The 18,667-nt window shown below is 72.7% G+C and carries 12 protein-coding genes; 7 read left to right on the top strand and 5 right to left on the bottom strand.

Features of this window, described 5'->3' with window-relative positions; translation table 11 throughout:
* Positions 1 to 63: 63 nt before the first annotated feature.
* Positions 64 to 801 carry a class I SAM-dependent methyltransferase gene (locus tag QF034_RS37035; RefSeq protein ID WP_307179023.1) on the bottom strand — a complete coding sequence of 246 codons (738 nt, stop codon included), beginning with the start codon at positions 799 to 801 and terminating at the stop codon, positions 64 to 66.
* A gap of 14 nt (positions 802 to 815) precedes the next feature.
* Complete coding sequence (locus QF034_RS37030) at positions 816 to 1,802, bottom strand: SCO2400 family protein (protein WP_307179022.1); 987 nt, start codon at positions 1,800 to 1,802, stop codon at positions 816 to 818.
* Positions 1,803 to 2,172: 370 nt separating this feature from the next.
* Between QF034_RS37030 and QF034_RS37025 the strand changes: the two genes are divergently transcribed.
* Positions 2,173 to 2,622, top strand: coding sequence for a spore-associated protein (locus tag QF034_RS37025; protein ID WP_307179021.1), 450 nt, complete (start codon positions 2,173 to 2,175; stop codon positions 2,620 to 2,622).
* A 111-nt stretch (positions 2,623 to 2,733) separates the two neighbouring features.
* Here QF034_RS37025 and QF034_RS37020 read toward each other — a convergent pair whose 3' ends face one another.
* A complete protein-coding gene (locus QF034_RS37020) occupies positions 2,734 to 4,095 on the bottom strand; it encodes an APC family permease (RefSeq protein ID WP_307179020.1) in 1,362 nt (453 codons plus the stop codon).
* A 196-nt stretch (positions 4,096 to 4,291) separates the two neighbouring features.
* Between QF034_RS37020 and QF034_RS37015 the strand changes: the two genes are divergently transcribed.
* Positions 4,292 to 5,074, top strand: a complete 783-nt coding sequence (locus tag QF034_RS37015; RefSeq protein WP_307179019.1) for a DUF899 domain-containing protein — start codon at positions 4,292 to 4,294, stop codon at positions 5,072 to 5,074.
* A 3-nt stretch (positions 5,075 to 5,077) separates the two neighbouring features.
* Here QF034_RS37015 and QF034_RS37010 read toward each other — a convergent pair whose 3' ends face one another.
* Positions 5,078 to 5,974, bottom strand: coding sequence for a helix-turn-helix transcriptional regulator (locus QF034_RS37010; RefSeq protein ID WP_307179018.1), 897 nt, complete (start codon positions 5,972 to 5,974; stop codon positions 5,078 to 5,080).
* Positions 5,975 to 6,092: 118 nt separating this feature from the next.
* Between QF034_RS37010 and QF034_RS37005 the strand changes: the two genes are divergently transcribed.
* The 3 genes from QF034_RS37005 to QF034_RS36995 are packed head-to-tail and all read left to right on the top strand — an operon-like array spanning position 6,093 to position 8,456.
* Positions 6,093 to 6,692 (top strand): non-oxidative hydroxyarylic acid decarboxylases subunit B, encoded by a 600-nt coding sequence (locus QF034_RS37005; RefSeq protein ID WP_503167808.1) that lies wholly within the window; start codon positions 6,093 to 6,095, stop codon positions 6,690 to 6,692.
* A 57-nt stretch (positions 6,693 to 6,749) separates the two neighbouring features.
* A complete protein-coding gene (locus tag QF034_RS37000; protein WP_307179016.1) occupies positions 6,750 to 8,174 on the top strand; it encodes a non-oxidative hydroxyarylic acid decarboxylases subunit C in 1,425 nt (474 codons plus the stop codon).
* A 36-nt stretch (positions 8,175 to 8,210) separates the two neighbouring features.
* Entirely contained in the window at positions 8,211 to 8,456 is a 246-nt protein-coding gene (locus QF034_RS36995) for a non-oxidative hydroxyarylic acid decarboxylases subunit D (RefSeq protein WP_307179015.1), read from the top strand.
* Between the two features lie 2 nt (positions 8,457 to 8,458).
* Here QF034_RS36995 and QF034_RS36990 read toward each other — a convergent pair whose 3' ends face one another.
* Positions 8,459 to 8,998: a phenolic acid decarboxylase gene (locus QF034_RS36990; protein ID WP_307179014.1), complete on the bottom strand. Its 540-nt coding sequence runs from the start codon at positions 8,996 to 8,998 to the stop codon at positions 8,459 to 8,461.
* Between the two features lie 108 nt (positions 8,999 to 9,106).
* On the opposite strand from QF034_RS36990, the gene QF034_RS36985 reads away from it, so the two are divergent.
* Entirely contained in the window at positions 9,107 to 17,149 is an 8,043-nt protein-coding gene (locus tag QF034_RS36985) for a type I polyketide synthase (protein ID WP_307179013.1), read from the top strand.
* Positions 17,146 to 18,639: a tryptophan 7-halogenase gene (locus QF034_RS36980; protein WP_307179012.1), complete on the top strand. Its 1,494-nt coding sequence runs from the start codon at positions 17,146 to 17,148 to the stop codon at positions 18,637 to 18,639. Before QF034_RS36985 ends, QF034_RS36980 begins: the two co-directional genes overlap by 4 nt.
* Positions 18,640 to 18,667 lie beyond the last annotated feature (28 nt).

The following is an 18,667-nucleotide window of genomic DNA, read 5'->3' as shown; positions in this document are numbered from 1 at the left end:
CCGATTTGGTCGCCAGGATTGTACGGGCGGACTCCGCTTGTACGGAGGCGGCAGGGCCCCGCGTCAGCGGGCTGTTCGCAAACGCCGTGCGACGAACACGAACTCCCGGCCCGGCCGGTCGGGCGCGTCGCGCACGTCCTCCACCGCGTAGCCCTGCGCGACGAGTTCCGCCTCGACCTCGTCCCGCTCCCGGAAGCGCAGTGTCGAGTCGGACGTCAGCACCTGCCCGTCCGCGGCGAACACATAGGTCCACCGGAACGTCACCAGCGGCCCGCGCACCTCGAGCAGATCGACCCAGGACTCGACGGCGCCGACGCCGGGGACGTCCGTCACGGAGTGCGTGGCCTCGCGGTTCCACTCCTCCCAGGCGCGGCGGGCCGGCACCCGGGTCTCGAACACGAAACGGCCGCCGGGCCGCAGGGCCGCACGGGCCCCTCGCAGGGTCCTTCGCCAGTCCTCGGGATCGACGACCGCCTGGGCGGCGTTGCCCGTCATCGTGGCGAGGTCGGCGGTCAGGGGCGGAAGGGTCGTCGCATCACCGTGGATCCACCGCACCCGCTCGCCGCCCGGCTTGCCGCGGGCCACGTCCAGGGACGCGCCGGCGGGATCGACGCCGACGACGTCGGCACCGCGTTCCGCCAGGAGCAGCGCCAGCACGCCCGTGCCGCAGCCGATGTCGAGCACCCGGCGCGCCCCGAACTCCTCCGCCATGCGCAGGTACGGTTCGAGGTCGGCGCGGTCGGGGTCGAGCCGGTCGTAGACCGCGGCGAGCCGCGGATGCCGGAAGCACTCGTCTGCCATGCGTCCGAAGCTACTCAGCCCAGGCAGATGACCAGCAGGCAGAGCTCCTTGGAGTCGGAGCCGGAACCGGAGTTCGAGGGCGGCGTCGCGGACGGCGTGGGGCTCGCCGTGGACGGGGTCGTCTCGGGGGACGTGGCCTGCTGCGAGTCCTTGCCGGTACCGGCCGCGGGCGGGGTCGTCTGCTGCTCGGTCACCGTCGACGTGGGCTTGCCGGCGCCGCCGGTGGCGGTGCCGACGGTGTCCGGGACGCTGGTCCTCGGCTGCGTCGTCTTCGGCAGCTCGCGGGGCGCCGTGGCCGCGTCCGTCCGCGGGTCCGCCGGCGTGCTGCGGGGGGCGGTGGACCGGGGCTGCTCGCGCTGCGCGGTGCGGTCGGCGTGCGGCGGGGTGGTGGGCGTGCGCGAGGACCGCTGGGTCTCGCGCCGGGTCGACGTCGGTTCGGTGTACGTCGGCGCCTGACCGTCGGCGCCGCCCATGGTCGTGTCCCCGGGCGCCGTGGCCGACTGCACGCCGTTCGTCGAGTCGCCCTTCATGGCGGCGACGGTGAGACCGCCTCCGACCAGCGCGACGGCGGTCGCCACCACGGCCCGGCGCTGGTTCTTCTTCCAGCGGGCCATCTGACGGCGCCGTGCCGCGCGCCCCTGCTGCGGGGCCTGGTAGCCGTCGCTCCCGGTGGCGCCTGCGGCGTCGTGGCCGTCGGACGGGTCCGTGGCCGGCGTCTCCTGACCGTCGGACGGGCTGGGGCCCAGCGGCTCGCGGCGGCCGCCGGACGATCCGGTGTATGCGAGGGGCAGCTCGCGCGTGCCGGCGCGGTCCGTCTCCCACACGCTGCCGTCGTCCCACACGTTCCCGTCGCGCCATGCGCCGGAGGCGGCCGGGTACTCCCCTGCGGCCGGGCCGGTACGGCCGTCGGCGGCGGGGTCTATGTCCGGGGCGTAGGCGCCGCACCCCGGGCAGACCAAGGCGCCGTTGAGGTGCCTGCGGCACGAGGAGCAGTAGTCCATGTGTGGTCTTCCCGATCTGGCTGTGTCGGCGGCTCACCGGCCGCGGCTGGGTCACGATCGCACGTGGGATCGAGCCGTAACGCTAACGAGACTTTGGAAGGGGGATGTGCAGCATGTGTGACACCCCTGAGCAGATCCTCGGGATCTCGCGTGCACTGTAAGTGACTCGCGAGTAAAGACGCCGGAACCTGGGCATCCTCGGGCACCGGCCGCCGACGACGAGACACCGGCCCCCGGCCCGCCGAGCGGGATTCGCGCGCTCGCACCCCCAACTCCCCGAATTTTCCCGCGAACTGACGCACAACCCTTTGAGTGTCCGGCGGGTCACATCATGCAGGAGCAACCACTCGAAGAGTTGCAAGGGGGAAATATGCGATTCACCCGTTCCGTCCTGGCCGCGTCGGCCTTGGCGGCGCTGACCGTGGGGACCACGACCGCCCTGGCGTCACCCGCCTCCGCCGCGCCCAACACCACTCCGCAGAAGGTCTGCGGAAGCGCCTACAAGACCGTGAACTCGGCGGCCGTAGGCTCCCTGGGCACGGTCTACCTGACGTACAACGCCGCCAACGGACTCAACTGCGTCACGACCATCCGCAACAACCCGGGCACCGCCGTGGACATGTCCGCGTGGGTCTCCGTGCCCGACACCGAGGAGTTCCACGAGGACGCCGGGCGCTTCTCGTCCTTCGCCGGACCGACCTACGTCTACGGCAAGGGCCACTGCGTCGACTGGGGCGGCAGCATCAAGAACGTGTACGTGCAGGTGTACGGCTCGAACTGCGGCGCCCTGAAGGAACACCGGGTCACGTTCACCCGCTGACCGGACCGCCGTGAAACACCCCCTGCCGGGCCATCACGCTCCCTCCGCGGTCGCGCGGGAGCCGTGGTGGCCCGGCGCGGTTCGCGGCACACCGCCGGGCGGTCGCGCTGCTCACGCCTCGCCGCGTACCTTCAGCACCGCCTTGTTGAGCACCCACAGCCCGATGCCGATGGCCACCAGCACGCCCGCCCGGATGTAGACCTCCGCGGGCCGGTCGGACAACGGGCTGGCCAGGATCAGGGCGGTGATCGCGCCGAGCACCGGCAGGGCGGTCGGCGTACGGAAGTGCCGGTGCTCGACGCGGTCGCGGCGCAGGACGAGGACCGCGATGTTGACGACGGCGAAGACGCACAGCAGGAGGAAGGCCGTGGTGTCGCCGAGGCCCTCGATCTCCCCGGTGGAGACCAGGCCGATGGCCAGGAGCGAGACGAAGACGATGCCGACGACCGGGGTGCGGCGCCGGGGCAGTACCCGGCCCAGGGCACGCGGCAGGATGCGCTCGTTCGCCATGCCGTAGCAGAGGCGGGACGCCATCATGATGTTGATCAGTGCCGAGTTGGTGACCGCGAACAGCGCGATGAGGGCGAAGAGCTTGGGCGGGAAGTCGATCCCGCCGGCCTTGACGACCTCCAGCAGCGGGCCGCTGGAGTCCTCCAGTACGCGGTAGTCGACGAGGAGCGAGGAGACCAGGGCGACCAGGACGTAGATGGTGCCGGTGACGGCGACGCCGGTGAAGATGGCGCGCGGGAACGTCCGCACCGGATCCTTGGTCTCCTCGGCCATGTTGACGGAGTCCTCGAAGCCCACGAAGGCGAAGAAGCCGAGGGCCGTCGCCCCCAGCACGCTGGTGAGCAGTGTGTAACCGGTGCCGTCCGCCTGGAACTCACCGAGCCGGGAGGGTTCACCGTCACCGGTCAGGACGGCCCAGGCGCCGATCGTGAGGATGACGAGCAGGCCGGTCAGTTCGACCACGGTGAGGACCACGTTGGTCTTCACGGACTCCGACACGCCTCGCAGGTTCAGGCCCGCCAGGGCGAGGATGAACAGGATCGCGACGAGGGTGGGCGGGAGGAAGTCCGTGAACTCGGACAGGTAGTCGCCGCTGAACGCACGGGCCGCCGCGCTCGCCGAGGACAGGCCCGAGCACATGACCATGAAGGCGACGATGAACGTCAGGAACGGGACCTGGAACGCCTTTTGGGTGTAGAGCGCGGCTCCGGCGGCCTTCGGGTACTTGCCGACGAGTTCGACGTACGAGGCGGCTGTGAGGATCGCGACGACGAACCCGATGACGAACGGCAGCCACAGCGCCCCGCCGACCTTGCCGGCGACCTGACCGGTGGTGGCGTAGATGCCGGTGCCGAGGATGTCGCCGATCACGAACAGAATAAGGAGTTTGGGGCCTATGGCGCGCCGCAGCGGGGTGTCGTCCCCTCTCTCCGCGGCGGCTGCATCCCTGTCGGTTGTGGACACGAAAGCTCCCTGAGGCGTTCGACACGGACCGGAACACCGTCTCCCTGCCCGGAAGACCGGGAGTGATGCCTCGGTGACCGGGCGGGGGTGCCGGACCGGCCCTGCGATGAGTTCCGGCGGGGCCCGGAGTCTGTTCCGGTGAGCGTCGCAGGACGTCGTACGACGCTGCCCGGCACCCGACACCACGGAGGACACCATGACGACCACACCGGACGACCCGACCACCGCGCTGCCCGGCCGCCCGCCCGTCGTCGACCCGGCCACCTGGCAGGCCGCCCGTGACGAGCTCCTGGTCCGCGAGAAGGCCCACACCCGTGAGGGCGACGCCATCGCCGCGGCCCGCCGCCGGCTGCCCATGGTGGAGTTCGACGGGACGGTCGAGGTCGTCGGACCCGACGGCCCGGTCCCGTTCCTGGACCTGTTCCAGGGCCGCGACGAGCTCGTGGTCTACAAGCACATGTGGCACGACGGCGCGCCGCACCAGGGGCAGTGCGAGGGCTGCACCACCACGGCCTGGCATCTGAAGGACGCCGTCTATCTCAACGCCCGCGGCGTCTCGTTCGCCGTCCTGACCACGGGCCGCCCGGACGAGGTGGCCTCCTACGTCGAGTTCATGGGCTACACCCAGCCCTGGTACTCGGTGCGCGAGGTGGACGCGCCGGTCGGCGGAGACATGGGGTACCTCACCTGCTTCCTGCGCGACGGCGACCGCGCCTTCCTCACCTACTCCACGACGGGCCGTGGCAACGAGCGGGTCAACGGCTCCATGGGCCTGCTCGACATGACGCCCTACGGCCGCGGCGAGGCGTGGGAGGAGTCCCCCGAGGGCCGGCCGAAGGGGCGCGAGGCGTGCTGGTCCTGGCGCTCGGACGCGGACGGGAACGCGACCTGGGGCCCGACCAGCCGCCCGGTGCCGCAGTGGACCCGCCCCGGCGCGACGCCCGTGGAGACCCTCGGCCGGCAGGGCCACCACCACTGACGACTACTCACCCCGGGCGCCCCGGGCCCGGTCGCGGAAGGCTGCCGGGGTCTCCCCGGCCCGCTGCCGGAAGAAGCGGGCGAAGGCCGTGGGGCCGGGGAAGCCGACGCGTTCGCCGACGGCGGTGGTGGGCAGGTCGGTGTGTACCAGCAGGCGCTTGGCCTCCAGCAGCACCCGGTCGTCGATCAGGCGCTTGGCGCCGGACCCGGTCACGGCCCGGGTCGCGCGCGTGAGGGTGCGCACGCTGTAGCCCAGCTGCCGGGCGTAGTCCTCCACCCGGTGGCTGCGGGCGAAGTCACGCTCCACGGCCTGCCGGAAGCGCCGGAACGCCGCGCTGCCCGCCTCGTCGCCGTCCTGGGCGCCGCGCAGGTGGGCCAGGCGCAGCACGAGGACGGCGAGCAGCTGCCGGACCACCTCGATGTGCACGTCCAGGGGCAGTTCGGCGAGCCGGCGGTGCTCGCTCTCCAGCAGGTCGAGGACGCGTCGGACGGCCTGCCGCTGGTCGTCGTCCCGGGGCACGAGCGGCTGCCGCGGGGCCGGCTGGTCGACCCGGGCCGCCTCGACCGTGGGGCTGCCGAGGAAGCCGGACGGGAAGAGCACGACGGTGCCCCGGGCTTCGGCGAGGCCGGCGCCGAACTGGAGGATCTGGCCGGGCCGCGCCCAGAGCCAGTCGCCCGCGGACAGCGTGTGGTCGGTGAAGTCCAGCGAGCAGCGCAACGCACCGGAGCGCACCGTGATCAGGTGGTGGAAGGCGGGGCGCAGGGGGGCGAAGGCGTCGACCCCGTGGCCGTGCGCCCGGGCGAGCAACCCGGCGAAGTCCAGCACCTCGACTCCCGGCGGGGCGCCGACGGAGGGCCGGAACGGGAGGTCGGTGACGTCGTCATGTCCGTTTCTGTTCATAGCCTGTCGCCAGGATAGGCGCTTGAGCCTCACCTACGCACCTAGCGTGGAGTGGTCGGAGGTGAGCGGTGACCGAAAATGACACGCCGGTCGCCGTCGCCGCATCGCTGCGAGGGAGCTGACCGCTGTGCGACTGATCGTGGGAATGACGGGCGCGACGGGTGCCGCCTTCGGCGTCCGCCTGTTGGAGAACCTGCGCGAGCTGCCCGGGGTGGAGACCCACCTGGTGCTCTCCCGCTGGGCGCGCACCACCATCGAGCTGGAGACCGGGCTCTCCGTCGCCGAGGTCGGCGCACTGGCCGACGTCACACACCCGCCCGAGGACCAGGGCGCGACCATCTCCTCGGGCTCCTTCACGACCGACGGCATGGTGATCGTCCCCTGCTCGATGAAGACACTGGCCGGGATCCGGGCCGGTTACGCGGAGGGGCTGGTGGGCCGCGCCGCCGACGTGGTCCTGAAAGAGCGCCGAAAGCTGGTCCTCGTCCCGCGGGAGACCCCGCTGAGCGAGATCCATCTGGAGAACATGCTCGCCCTGGCGCGGCTCGGCGTGCAGATGGTGCCGCCGATGCCCGCCTTCTACAACCACCCGGCCTCCGTCGACGACATCGTCGACCACATCACCGCCCGCATCCTCGACCAGTTCGAGCTTCCCGCGCCCGCCGCCAAGCGCTGGGAGGGCATGCGCGCCGCCCGCGCCCTGAGGACCGCGGTCTGACCACCGCCCTCCCCGCCCCACAGACACACCCCGCCCATAGACAAGGACATCCTCGCCATGGCCTATGACGACCTGCGTTCCTTCCTGGAGACCCTCGACAAGGAGGGCCAACTGCTGCACATCGCCGAGGAGGTGAACCCCGAGCCGGACATCGCCGCCGCCGCCAACGCCGCCCCGCGCCTGGGCGACGCGGCCCCGGCCCTGTACTTCGACAACGTGAGGGGCTTCACCGACGCCCGGATCGCGATGAACGTGCACGGTTCCTGGGCCAACCACGCGCTCGCCCTCGGCCTGCCCAAGGAGACGGGTACCAAGGAGCAGGTCGAGGAGTTCATCCGCCGCTGGGCGGAGTTCCCCGTCGCCCCCGAGCGGCGGGACGACCCGCCGTGGTCCCGGAACACCCAGGAGGGCGACGACGTCGACATCTTCCAGGTGCTCCCGCTGATCCGGCTCAACGACGGCGACGGCGGCTTCTACATCGACAAGGCGGCGGTCGTCTCCAAGGACCCGGAGGACCCCGAGCACTCCGGCAAGCAGAACGTCGGCATCTACCGCATCCAGGTCAAGGGCAAGCGCAAGCTCGCCCTCCAGCCGGTCCCGATGCACGACATCGCCCAGCATCTGCGCAAGGCCGAGGAGACCGGCGAGGACCTCCCCGTCGCCATCACCATCGGCAACGACCCGGTGATCTCCATCGTGGCATCGACTCCGATGAAGTACGACGAGAACGAGTACGAGCTGGCCGGTGCCCTGCGCGGCGCCCCGGCGCCGATCGCCGAGGCCCCGCTGACCGGGCTGCCCGTGCCGTGGGGGTCGGAGGTCGTCATCGAGGGCGTGATCGAGGGCCGCAAGCGGGAGGTCGAAGGCCCCTTCGGCGAGTTCACCGGCCACTACTCCGGCGGCCGCAACATGACCGTCATCCGCATCGACCGGATCTCCTACCGCACGGACCCGATCTTCGAACACCTCTACCTCGGCATGCCGTGGACCGAGGTCGACTACCTGATCGCCGCGAGCACCTGCGTGCCGCTGTACGAGCAGCTCAAGAAGGACTTTCCCGAGGTCCAAGCCGTCAACGCCATGTACACCCACGGGCTGGTCGTCATCGTCTCGACGAAGAAGCGCTACGGCGGCTTCGCCAAGGCCGTCGGCACGCGCGTGCTCACCACCGCGCACGGCCTCGGCTACGCCGCCACGGTCATCGTGGTCGACGAGGATGTCGACCCCTTCAATCTCCCGCAGGTGATGTGGGCGCTGTCCACGAAGATGAACCCGTCCGGCGACCTGATCACCATCCCCAATCTGCCTGTGCTGGAGCTGGCCCCGCAGGCGCAGTCCCCGGGCATCGTCGACAAGCTCGTCATCGACGCCACCACGCCCGTCGAGCCCGACCGCCGCGGCAACTACAGCACCCAGGTCCACGACCTGCCCGAGGCCGCCGAGTGGCTCACCCGGCTGCAGCGGCTCTCCGCCCGCCGCTGACCACCGCCCGACCAACCCCCGGAAAGGACACCGGCCATGGCCGACCCGACCGCCACCATCTGCCCTCGCTGTGCCCACCAGAGCGTCGACCTGGTCTTCAGCTCGCCCGTCCCGGGTGTCTGGGACGTGTTGCAGTGCCCGCAGTGCCTGTACATGTGGCGCACGAGCGAGCCCGACCGCCGCACCCGGCGCGACGCGTACCCCGAGCCGTTCCGCATGACCGCCGAGGACATCCGCAACGCTCCCGAGGTACCCGCCGTCCCGCCGCTGAGGACGCCCTGAGCTCAGTTGGTGCGGTCGGACCAGCCCCGCGGGAGGTCTCCGGGGGCCGTGGAGACGACCGTGTCGTCGTCGGGGCCGACGTACTCGAAGAGCGTGATCTTGGCGAATTCCGGGACGACGTAGATCGGATAGGTCGGGCCCTCGTCGCGGTACTTGCGCATCTCGTCGAGGTGGTCGTTCTGGTAGACGACGGTGCGTTCGCCGTGTTCCTCCACCCAGCGCGGGAAGAAGATCACGCCGTGCAGCCGGCGCTTGCCGGGCATGACGTTGACGGAGACCGACGTCCCGGTCGGCTCGTTCCAGGAGATCTTGTAGTGGTCGTCGTCCAGTTGGACGAGGTCGACCGGCTGGTCCTTGACCCAGCGGCCGCCCACCATGCCGGAGTGGATCCGGTAGTCGATGGTGGTCGGGTTCTTCACGTACATCTCGTACTGCCAGCCGTTGGCGTAGGTGTAGATGAAGCGGTGGCCGACGATCCCGGCGAGCTCCTGCGCGGGGACAGGGTTCTCGACGGTGGTCACGTGTGCTCCGTTGCTGGCCATGGTGGTACCTCCTTGCTGCCGCGCGGTGCCCATGCGGCGAACCGTACGAGTAGCCACGTTCGCATAGGCTCAACATCGTTGCGGAGCGGGGATTCGGAAGGCGGAGACATGAGGCGTGACGAGCTGATACGGCCGGTGCCGGAGCTGTTACGGCGGCACGCCGAGGCGGCCGGGCAGCGGGTCGCCTACTCCGACTCCGCGCGCAGCGTCACCTACGCCGAGCTGGAGCGGCGCACGCGCTCACTGGCCGTGTACCTCACCGGGACAGGGCTGCGGCGCGGCGACCGGGTCGCGATCTGTCTCGGCAACCGCGTGGAGACGGTGGAGAGCTGCCTCGCCGTCCTGCGGGCCGGGATGGTCGGCGTCCCGCTCAACCCGCGGTCCTCCGACGCCGAGTTGGCCCACTTCCTCCAGGACAGCGGCGCCGCGTTCGTCATCACCGACGCCGCGCACCTCGCACAACTGCGGCGCCTGGGACGGCCGTACGACGACTTGGGCGCCCTGGTCACCGGGAGCGGACCGGTCCCGGACGGCGCCCGGTCGTTCCGGGACGCGGCCGAGAGCGGCCAGGACGTGGAGACCGGCGGGGCGGCGGAGATCGACACGCTCGGTCTCGACGATCCGGCCTGGATGCTCTACACCTCCGGCACCACGCACGGTCCCAAAGGTGTGCTGTCCACGCAGCGGGCCGCGCTGTGGTCCGTGGCCGCCTGCTACGCCCCGATCTTCGGTCTCTCGCCGGACGACCGGCTGCTCTGGCCGCTTCCGCTGTTCCACAGCTTCAGCCACTCGCTGGCGATCCTGGGCGTGACGGCCGTGGGCGCGAGCGCCCGGATCGCCGGTGACCTGCTGCCGCCGGGCGGTCTGCGGCAGGAGCTGCTCGCCGCGCACGCCGGGCTCGGCGGGCCCTTCACCCTGCTGGCCGGCGTCCCCGCGACATATCACCGGCTGCTCGACTCGGGCGGCGGTACCCCGCCGGCGCTGCGGCTGTGCCTCGTGGCCGGCGCGCCGAGTGGTCCCGCTCTGCGCGCGGCCGTGGAGGAGACCCTGGGGGCGCCGCTGCTGGACGCGTACGGCAGTACCGAGACGTGCGGCATGATCGCGGTGAACCGTCCGGACGGGCCGAGGGTCGACGGTTCCTGCGGGCCGCCCGTTCCGGGCACGGACGTACGCCTCGTCGATCCGCGGAGCGGCGAGGACGTCCCGGACGGGGCCGAGGGCGAGGTCTGGGTGCGGGGGCCGGGCCTGATGAGCGGGTACCACGGGCAGTCCGAGGCGACGGCCGCCGCGCTGCGGGACGGCTGGTACCGCACGGGCGACCTCGGCCGCCGCGTCGAGCACGGCCATCTCCGGCTCACCGGCCGGGTCAGCGAGCTGATCATCCGCGGCGGCGAGAACATCCACCCGACCGAGATCGAGCAGGCGCTGTCGCAGTGCCCCGGCGTGTCCGAGGCCGTGGTCGTGGCGGTGCCGCACGACGTGCTCGGCGAGGTGCCGGTCGCCTACGTCGTACCGGGTCCGGACGGGTTCGACGCCCGGCAGGTGCTCGCCGCGTGCCGGAGCCGGCTGGCCGACTACAAGGTGCCGGCCGAGATCCGCGAGATCGCCGCCGTCCCGCGCACCGCGTCCGGCAAGATCGCCCGGCACGAGCTGACCGCCCCGGCCCCGGCCGCGGCCGGCACCGCCCCCGCCGCCCTGCGTGAGCGGCTTGCACCCCTCTCGCGCGACGACCAGGAGCGCGCGTTACGCGAAACGGTGCTCGCCGAAACGGCCGAGGTCTGCCGGCGCGCACCGGGCGATCTGCCCGACGCGGACAGCCCCTTCACCGATCTCGGCATGACCTCCGTCGGCGTCGTCGAGCTGGTGGACCGGCTCGGCGCGCTGACCGGTCTGAGCCTGCCGTCGACGCTGGTCTTCGACCACCCGACACCGGCCGAGGTGGCCCGGCACCTGCGCGAGGCGCTCTTCGAGGGCGGGCCCGTCGGGCATCCGCAGGCGTACGGCGGACCGGGCCGGTCTCCCGAGGACGACGATCCCGTCGTGATCGTCGCGATGAGCTGCCGGTACCCCGGTGGCGTCGACTCCCCCGAGGACCTGTGGGAGTTGGTGTCACAGGGGCGGGACGCCATCTCGGAGTTCCCGGCCGACCGCGGCTGGGACCTGGACGCCCTGTACGACCCCGATCCCGACCGGACCGGCACGTCGTACACGCGACACGGCGGCTTCCTGCACCGGGCCGCCGAGTTCGACGCCGGGCTGTTCGGGATCTCGCCGCGCGAGGCGCTCGCGATGGATCCGCAGCAGCGGCTGCTCCTGGAGACGTCCTGGGAGGTGTGGGAGCGGGCCGGGATCGACCCGGCGTCGGTGCGCGAGAGCGACACCGGTGTCTTCGTGGGCGTGATGTACGGCGACTACTCCGCCCGCTTCACGCGCCCCCACGAGCTGGAAGCGCACCTGGGGCTGGGCTCGGCGGGCAGCGTGGCCTCCGGGCGGATCTCGTACGTGTACGGTCTGCGCGGGCCCGCGATCACGGTCGACACCGCCTGCTCGTCCTCACTGGTGGCACTGCACTGGGCGGCGCGTGCGCTGCGCTCGGGCGAGTGCTCGCTGGCGCTGGCCGGCGGGGTCACGGTGATGGCGACGCCCAAGCCGTTCCTCGCCTTCAGCCGGCAGCGCGGGCTGTCGCCGGACGGGCGCTGCAAGTCGTTCTCGGCGGCTGCCGACGGTACGGCCTGGGGCGAGGGCGTGGGACTCGTCCTGCTGGAGCGGTTGTCCGATGCGCGACGCAACGGCCATCCGGTCCTGGCCGTGCTCCGCGGCTCCGCCGTCAACTCCGACGGCGCGTCCAACGGGCTCGCCGCGCCCCACGGACCGGCCCAGCGGCGGCTGATCGCGCAGGCACTGGCGGACGCGGGGTTGCGCGCCGGTGACGTGGACGCGGTGGAGGCCCACGGTACGGGCACCCGGCTGGGCGACCCCATCGAGGCGCAGGCCCTGCTGGCCACGTACGGGCAGGGCCGCGAGCGGCCGCTGTGGCTCGGGTCGGTGAAGTCCAACCTCGGGCACACGCAGGCGGCGGCCGGAGTCGCCGGCGTCATCAAGATGGTGCAGGCCCTGCGCCACGGCGAACTGCCCCGGACCCTGCACGCCGACTCGCCCACGCCGCACGTCGACTGGTCCGCCGGCCGCGTGGAACTGCTGACCGCACCCCGGCCCTGGCCGGCCTCGGACCGGCCGCGACGTGCGGGGGTCTCGGCCTTCGGGATCGGCGGGACCAACGCGCATGTGATTCTGGAGGAAGCGCCGGAGCAGGAGACCGCGGTCTTCCCTGAGACAGCCGCGGCGCCGCCCGTTCCGTGGCTGCTCTCCGGCGCCGACGAAACCGCTCTGCGTGCCCAGGCCCAGCGGCTCGCAACCGCCGGAGTGGTGAACCGGCCGACCATACCGCCCTCCGACGTCGCCCACTCGCTGGCGGTGTCGCGCTCCGCCCTCCCCCACCGCGCGCTCGTACCGGCCGGTGACCGGGCCCGGATGCTGGACGCGCTGAACGCTTTCGCGCAGGGCCGGGACACCCCGGGAGTCGTCCGGGGACTGGCCGATCCGGAGATCCGTACGGCCTTCCTGTTCACCGGGCAAGGCGCACAGCGTCCCCGGATGGGCGCCGAACTGCGCGCCGCCTTCCCCGTCTTCGCCGACGCCTTCGACGAGGTCTGCCGGTACCTGGACGACCGTCTCCCCCAGCCGCTGAGCGCGATGCTGTCGGCCGAGCCGGGCTCGCCGGAAGCGGCTCTGGTGGACCGTACGGACTTCACCCAGGCGGGACTGTTCTCCTTCGAGGTGGCACTGTTCCGGCTGCTGGAGTCGTGGGGCGTGCGGGCCGACCGCCTTGTGGGCCACTCCGTCGGTGAGCTGACGGCCGCGCATGTCGCCGGCGTGCTCGATCTGCCCGACGCCGCGAGACTCGTCGCCGCTCGCGGCCGGCTGATGCAGGCCTTGCCCGACGGGGGTGCGATGGCGGCGCTGGACGGGACCGAGGAGGAAGTCGCCACCGCGCTCGCGGAGTCAGGGGCACAGGTGACCGTCGCGTCCGTCAACGGGCCCCGTTCGGTGGTGATCTCCGGGGAACGGGACGCCGTGCTCGCGGTCGCGGCCGGCTTCGAGGCGCGCGGCCGCAGGGCCGTCCGGCTGCGGGTGAGTCACGCCTTCCACTCGCCCCTGGTGACGCCGATGCTCGACGAATTCCTGGGCGTGGCCCAGTCGTTGACCTTCCGACCGCCGCGCATTCCGATCGTCTCCACCGTGACGGGCCGGCTCGCCGAGCCCGCGGAACTGTGCTCGCCCGAGTACTGGGCGCGGCACGCCCGGCTGCCCGTGCGCTTCGCCGACGCCGTGCGCCGGCTCGCGGACGACGGGGTCTCGGCCTACCTGGAACTCGGCCCCGGGCCCGTACTCACCGCGGCGGCCGCCGACTGTCTTCCCGACGCGCCCACGAGCGGCTCCGTTCTCGCCGTGGCCACACGCGGCGGTGCGTACGAACCGGAGACGCTCCTGTCGGCCGTGGCACGGCTGCATGTGGCCGGGGCCGCTGTCGACTGGGCGGCGGTGTACGCGGGTTCCGGCGCACGCCGCGTGGATCTGCCGACGTACGCCTTCCAGCGGCAGCGGTACTGGCTGGACGCGCCGCGCCCGGGGACGGCCGACGCCGGGGCCCTGCTGGGGCCGGCCTTCCCGGTGCCGGACACCGGCCGGACGGTGCTGACCGGGCTGTTGTCCCTCGCGTCTCATCCGTGGCTCGCGGACCATGTCGTCGCCGGAAGGGTCGTCGTGCCGGCGACGGTGTTCGTGGAGATGGCCCTGCGGGCGGGCGAGGAGGTGGGCTGCGGGACGGTCGACGAACTCGTGATGCTGTCGCCGCTCGCCCTGCCCGGTTCCCCGGGGGTACGGGTCCAGGTCGTGGTGGGTGCGAGGGACGACGACTCGGGCCGGAGGCCGGTGGACGTCTACTCGCGACCGGAGGAGCCGGAGCCGGAGGAGTCCGCGGCCACATGGACCCGGAATGTCTCCGGGCAGCTCGGCCGGGTCCGCGCTCCGCGGGAGGAGCCGGCTCAGTGGCCGCCCCAGGGCGCCGAGGCGGTGGAGCTCACCGGCGCGTACGCGGCCCTCGCCGACGCCGGGCTCGCCTACGGGCCCGCCTTCCAGGGGGTCGGCGCGCTGTGGCGGCGCGGCGACGACGTCTTCGCGGAGGTCCGGCTGCCCGCGTCGCACACGCCGGAAGCGGGCCGTTTCGGACTCCATCCGGCGCTGTTCGACGCGGCGTCGCACGCGCCGCTGCTGGCCGCGTCCGCCGGCACGGGCACGGTCCGGGTGCCGTTCGCGTGGAGTGGGGTGAGCCTGCACGCCTCGGGAGCCACGGAGGTGCGGGTCAGGGTGACGCCGAAGGGCCCGGACACGGTTTCGCTGACCCTGGCCGACCCGTCCGGCCGGCTCGTGGCACGCGTGGACTCGCTGACCACCAGGGAACTCCCGGCCGACCGGGCAGAGCGGGCCGACATGCCGGACGGCCTCGTCGGAAGGGCCCTGCTGCGTCCTGAGTGGGACCGCCTCGACGTCTCCGGCGACGCCGATCGGCGCGCGTGGGCCGTGCGCGGACCGGACGAGCTGGACCTCGCCGCGTTCCTGCCCGGCGGCACGGATCCCGAAGTCGTCGCCGTCACAGCCGTCGCCCGTGTGACCGGCTCCGATCCGCTGTCGGCCACGCACGAGTTGACGGGGCGCGTCCTCAAGGCGCTCCAGGACTGGCAGGACGACCCGGCCACGGCCGGCTCACGGCTGGTCGTGGTCACGCGGGACGCCACCGGCCCAGTGCCGGACCTGGCCGGCGCGGCGGTCTGGGGGCTGGTGCGCACGGCGCAGTCGGAGCTGCCCGGTCGTGTCGTCCTGGTGGATGTCGACGGGCGGCCCGAGTCACTGCGGATGCTGCCGTCGGCCGTCGCCACCGGCGAGTCGCAACTCCGGGTGCGGGGCGGTCAGGTGACGATTCCGAGGCTGGCTGCGGCCGGTGATGCCTCGGGCACCGGGGCCTTCAGCGGCCCGGACGGTACGGTGCTGATCACCGGAGGCACCGGCGCGCTGGGCGCGGAGCTGGCTCGTCACCTGGTCGCCGAACACGGCGTACGGCATCTGCTGCTGACCGGACGCCGCGGGCCGCAGGCGCCCGGAGCAGCGGAACTGCGCGACGCCCTGGAGGAGTTGGGGGCCCGGGTCGGCATCGTCGCCTGTGACGCGGCCGACCGTGCCGCGCTGGGAGAAGTGGTCAAGCGCTGCGAGCCGACGCTGACCGCTGTGGTGCACGCCGCCGGGGTTCTCGACGACGGCGTGCTGGACGCACTGACCCCCGAACGGCTCGCGGCCGTGCTGCGGCCGAAGGCCGACGCGGCCTGGAATCTGCACGAACTGACCCGGGACATGGGTCTTTCGGCGTTCGTCCTGTTCTCCTCCGTCTCCGGTCTGCTGGGCCGGGCGGGACAGGGCAATTACGCGGCCGCGAACTCGTTCCTCGATGCCCTCGCCCTCCGCCGCACCGCCGAGGGGCTGCCGGCGCTCTCGCTGGCGTGGGGTCCGTGGGAGCACGCCGGGGGCATGGCGGCGGGGCAGCCCTCACAGCGCCCACAGGCACGTGATGTGTTGATGCCGCTGTCCACCCAGCAGGGCCTGGCCCTGTTCGACGCGGCGCTGCGCTCGGCGGAGCCGGTCCTGGCGCCGATGCTGTTGGACCGGGCGGCCCTTCGGTCCGGCCGGACCGGTGCGGGGCACCTGCCGCCGCCGTTGCGCGGCCTCGTCCGGCAGCGCCGGCCGACCGCAGCGGCGACGCCCTCGGGTTCCGCCGCCTCCCCCGGTTCCCCCGGCCAGATGCTGGAGCCCGGAGCCTGGCGGAAGCGGCTGGCCCCGCTGCCCCCCGGCGAACGGGAGCCGGTGCTCGTGGAGTTGCTGCGGGCCGACGTGGCGGCGGTGCTCGGCTACCCGCACGCCGACGCGCTCCCGGCCGGTAAGTCCCTCGCCGACCTGGGGTTCGACTCCCTCACCGCCGTGCAGATCCGCAACCGGCTGAGCATGGCGCTGAAGCTCCGGCTGTCGGCCGCGGTGGTGTTCGAGCACCGTACGGCCGAGGAACTGGCACGCCACCTGCTCGGCCTGCTGGACGGCGAACCGGCCGCCGCAGCCGCCCCTGAGGCCGCAGGAGCCGTTGGGGCCACGGGGCCCGAGCGGCCCGCGTACACCCTCTCCTCGCTGTTCCGGACGGTCAGTGCCGCCGGGCAGCCGGTGGCGGCGATGCATCTGCTCGTCACCGCGTCCTGGGCGCTGCCCACCTTCACGGCCGCCCGGGGGCGCGAGCATGCGCTGCCCCCGATCCGCCGCTCCCCCGGCCGCTCCGGTTCCGGAGGGCCGACGGTCGTCTACTTCCCGGCCTACCATCCGTCGCTCGCGTCGGACGGCGGGGACTTCCCTCGCTTCCACCGCGCTTTCCAGGACGATCTGGAGGTCCTGGAGTTCCCGCACCCCGGGATCGGCGCCGGTGCGGCCGTACCGCAGGACCGCGACGCGCTGGCGCGTACGCAGGCCGAGAACGTGCTGCGGCACGTCGGGGGCGGGCCCTTCGTGGTCGTGGGACGGTCGGCGGGCGGCAACGTGGCGCACGTGGTGGCCCACGAGCTGGAGAACATGGGCCGGGCACCGGCGGGTCTGGTGCTGCTGGACACCTACCACATCACGCCGGACAACAGCGGCAAGGACTGGCTGCTGTCCCTGGCCGCCCCACCGCCGGGGGACAGTCGGCCGCCGGGCACCGGGGAGCCCCTGGTCACCGGGGACGACGACAGCGCCCTGGCCGCGATCGGTGCCTACAACCGGATCTTCCTCGGCTGGGACCCCGAGCCGGTCGCCACGCCCACGCTCCTCGTACGCGCGCTGCGGCCCACGGCCGCCATGGCGGCCTCCGCCGACGCGGACGACTGGCGGACGTCCTGGCCGGCGGCGCACGACGTCGTGGACGTCCCCGGAGACCATCGGACGATGATGCGGGAACACGCGGAGACAACCGCGTCGGCGGTCCGCACCTGGATCGACGCGCGAACGGCGAAGGGAGAACGGTGAGTTCCGCCAACCCCCGACAGGACTTCGACGTCATCGTGGTCGGCGGCGGCCCGGCCGGGGCCACCGTCTCGGCGGCCGTCGCCCTGCGCGGCCATCGCGTCCTCCTCGTCGAGAAGGAGACCTTCCCCCGGTACCAGATCGGCGAGTCCCTGCTGCCCTCCACCGTGCACGGGGTGTGCCGGATCCTCGGCGTCGAGGACGAGATGGCGCGTGCGGGCTTCAAGCCGAAGCGCGGCGGCACGTTCCGCTGGGGCCGCAATCCGGAGCCCTGGCAGTTCTCCTTCGCGCTGTCGCCCCGGCTGGCCGACCCGACCTCGTTCGCCTACCAGGTCGAGCGGTCCCGGTTCGACGCGATCCTCCTGGACAACGCCCGCCGGGTCGGCGTCGACGTACGGGAAGGCTGCCGTGTGACCGGCGTGCTCGCCGACGAGGAGCGGGTCCGCGGGGTGCGCTGGACCGGGCCCGGCGGTGAGGTCCGCGAGGCCGGTGCCCGGTACGTCGTGGACGCCTCCGGCAACGGCAGCAGGATCCACCCGCACGTCGGCGGGAAGCGGATCCACTCCGACTTCTTCCGCAACATCGCGGTGTTCGGCTACTTCGCCGGTGGCGCGCGGCTCCCGGCACCGAACGAGGGCAACATCTTCTGTGCCGCCTTCGACGAGGGCTGGCTCTGGTACATCCCGCTCCGGGACGACCTGACCAGCGTCGGAGCCGTGGTCGCCCGCGAGCACGCCGAGGCCGTCCAGCGGGACCCGGCGACCGCCTGGCGCCGTCTGATCGACGCCTGCCCGGAGGTACGCGGCTTCCTCGACGGCGTCCCGCGGGCCACACAGAGGCCCTACGACCAGGTCCGCGTCCGCAAGGACTGGTCGTACTGGAAGTCACGGCTGTGGCGGCCCGGCATGGCACTCGTCGGGGACGCGGCGTGTTTCGTCGACCCGGTCCTGTCCAGCGGAGTCCACCTCGCGACCTACGGCGGGCTGCTCGCCGCCCGGTCCATCAACGGCTGTCTCGCCGGAGACCCGGACGAGAGCCGTCTGTTCGCCGAGTTCGAGGCCCGCTACCGGCACGAGTACGGCCTGTTCCACGAGTTCCTGGTGTCCTTCTACGACCTGCACCAGGACGAGCGGTCGTACTTCTGGAAGGCACGCAAGGTCACCAGCGTCGGCACGACGGAACTCGAGGCGTTCGTCGAGCTGGTGGGCGGCCTGGCGTCCGGCGACGCCTCGCTCACCGGAGCCGGGCCGGCGGGCGAACGGCTCACCGCGTCCGCCGGCGACTTCGAGCGAGCCGTGCGCCGTCTCCCCGACGCCGACGACCTGCGCAATCCCCTCTACGAGTCCGAGACCTTCCGGCAGGTGTTCCAAGAGGGAACCGTCCTGCAGGAACGCGGCCTGTTCGGCGGCCCGTTGGAACCTGAGGCACCGCTGCGCCCCGGCGGCCTGGTGGCGTCGGAGGACGGGCTGGCCTGGGTCGAAGCCGAGGCGTAGGCGAGTCGTGTGCGCCCGGTGCGGCCGG

It is taken from the genome of Streptomyces africanus, assembly GCF_030816955.1.
Lineage (GTDB): Bacteria > Actinomycetota > Actinomycetes > Streptomycetales > Streptomycetaceae > Streptomyces > Streptomyces africanus.
This window is presented reverse-complemented; position numbering and strand designations above follow the sequence as displayed.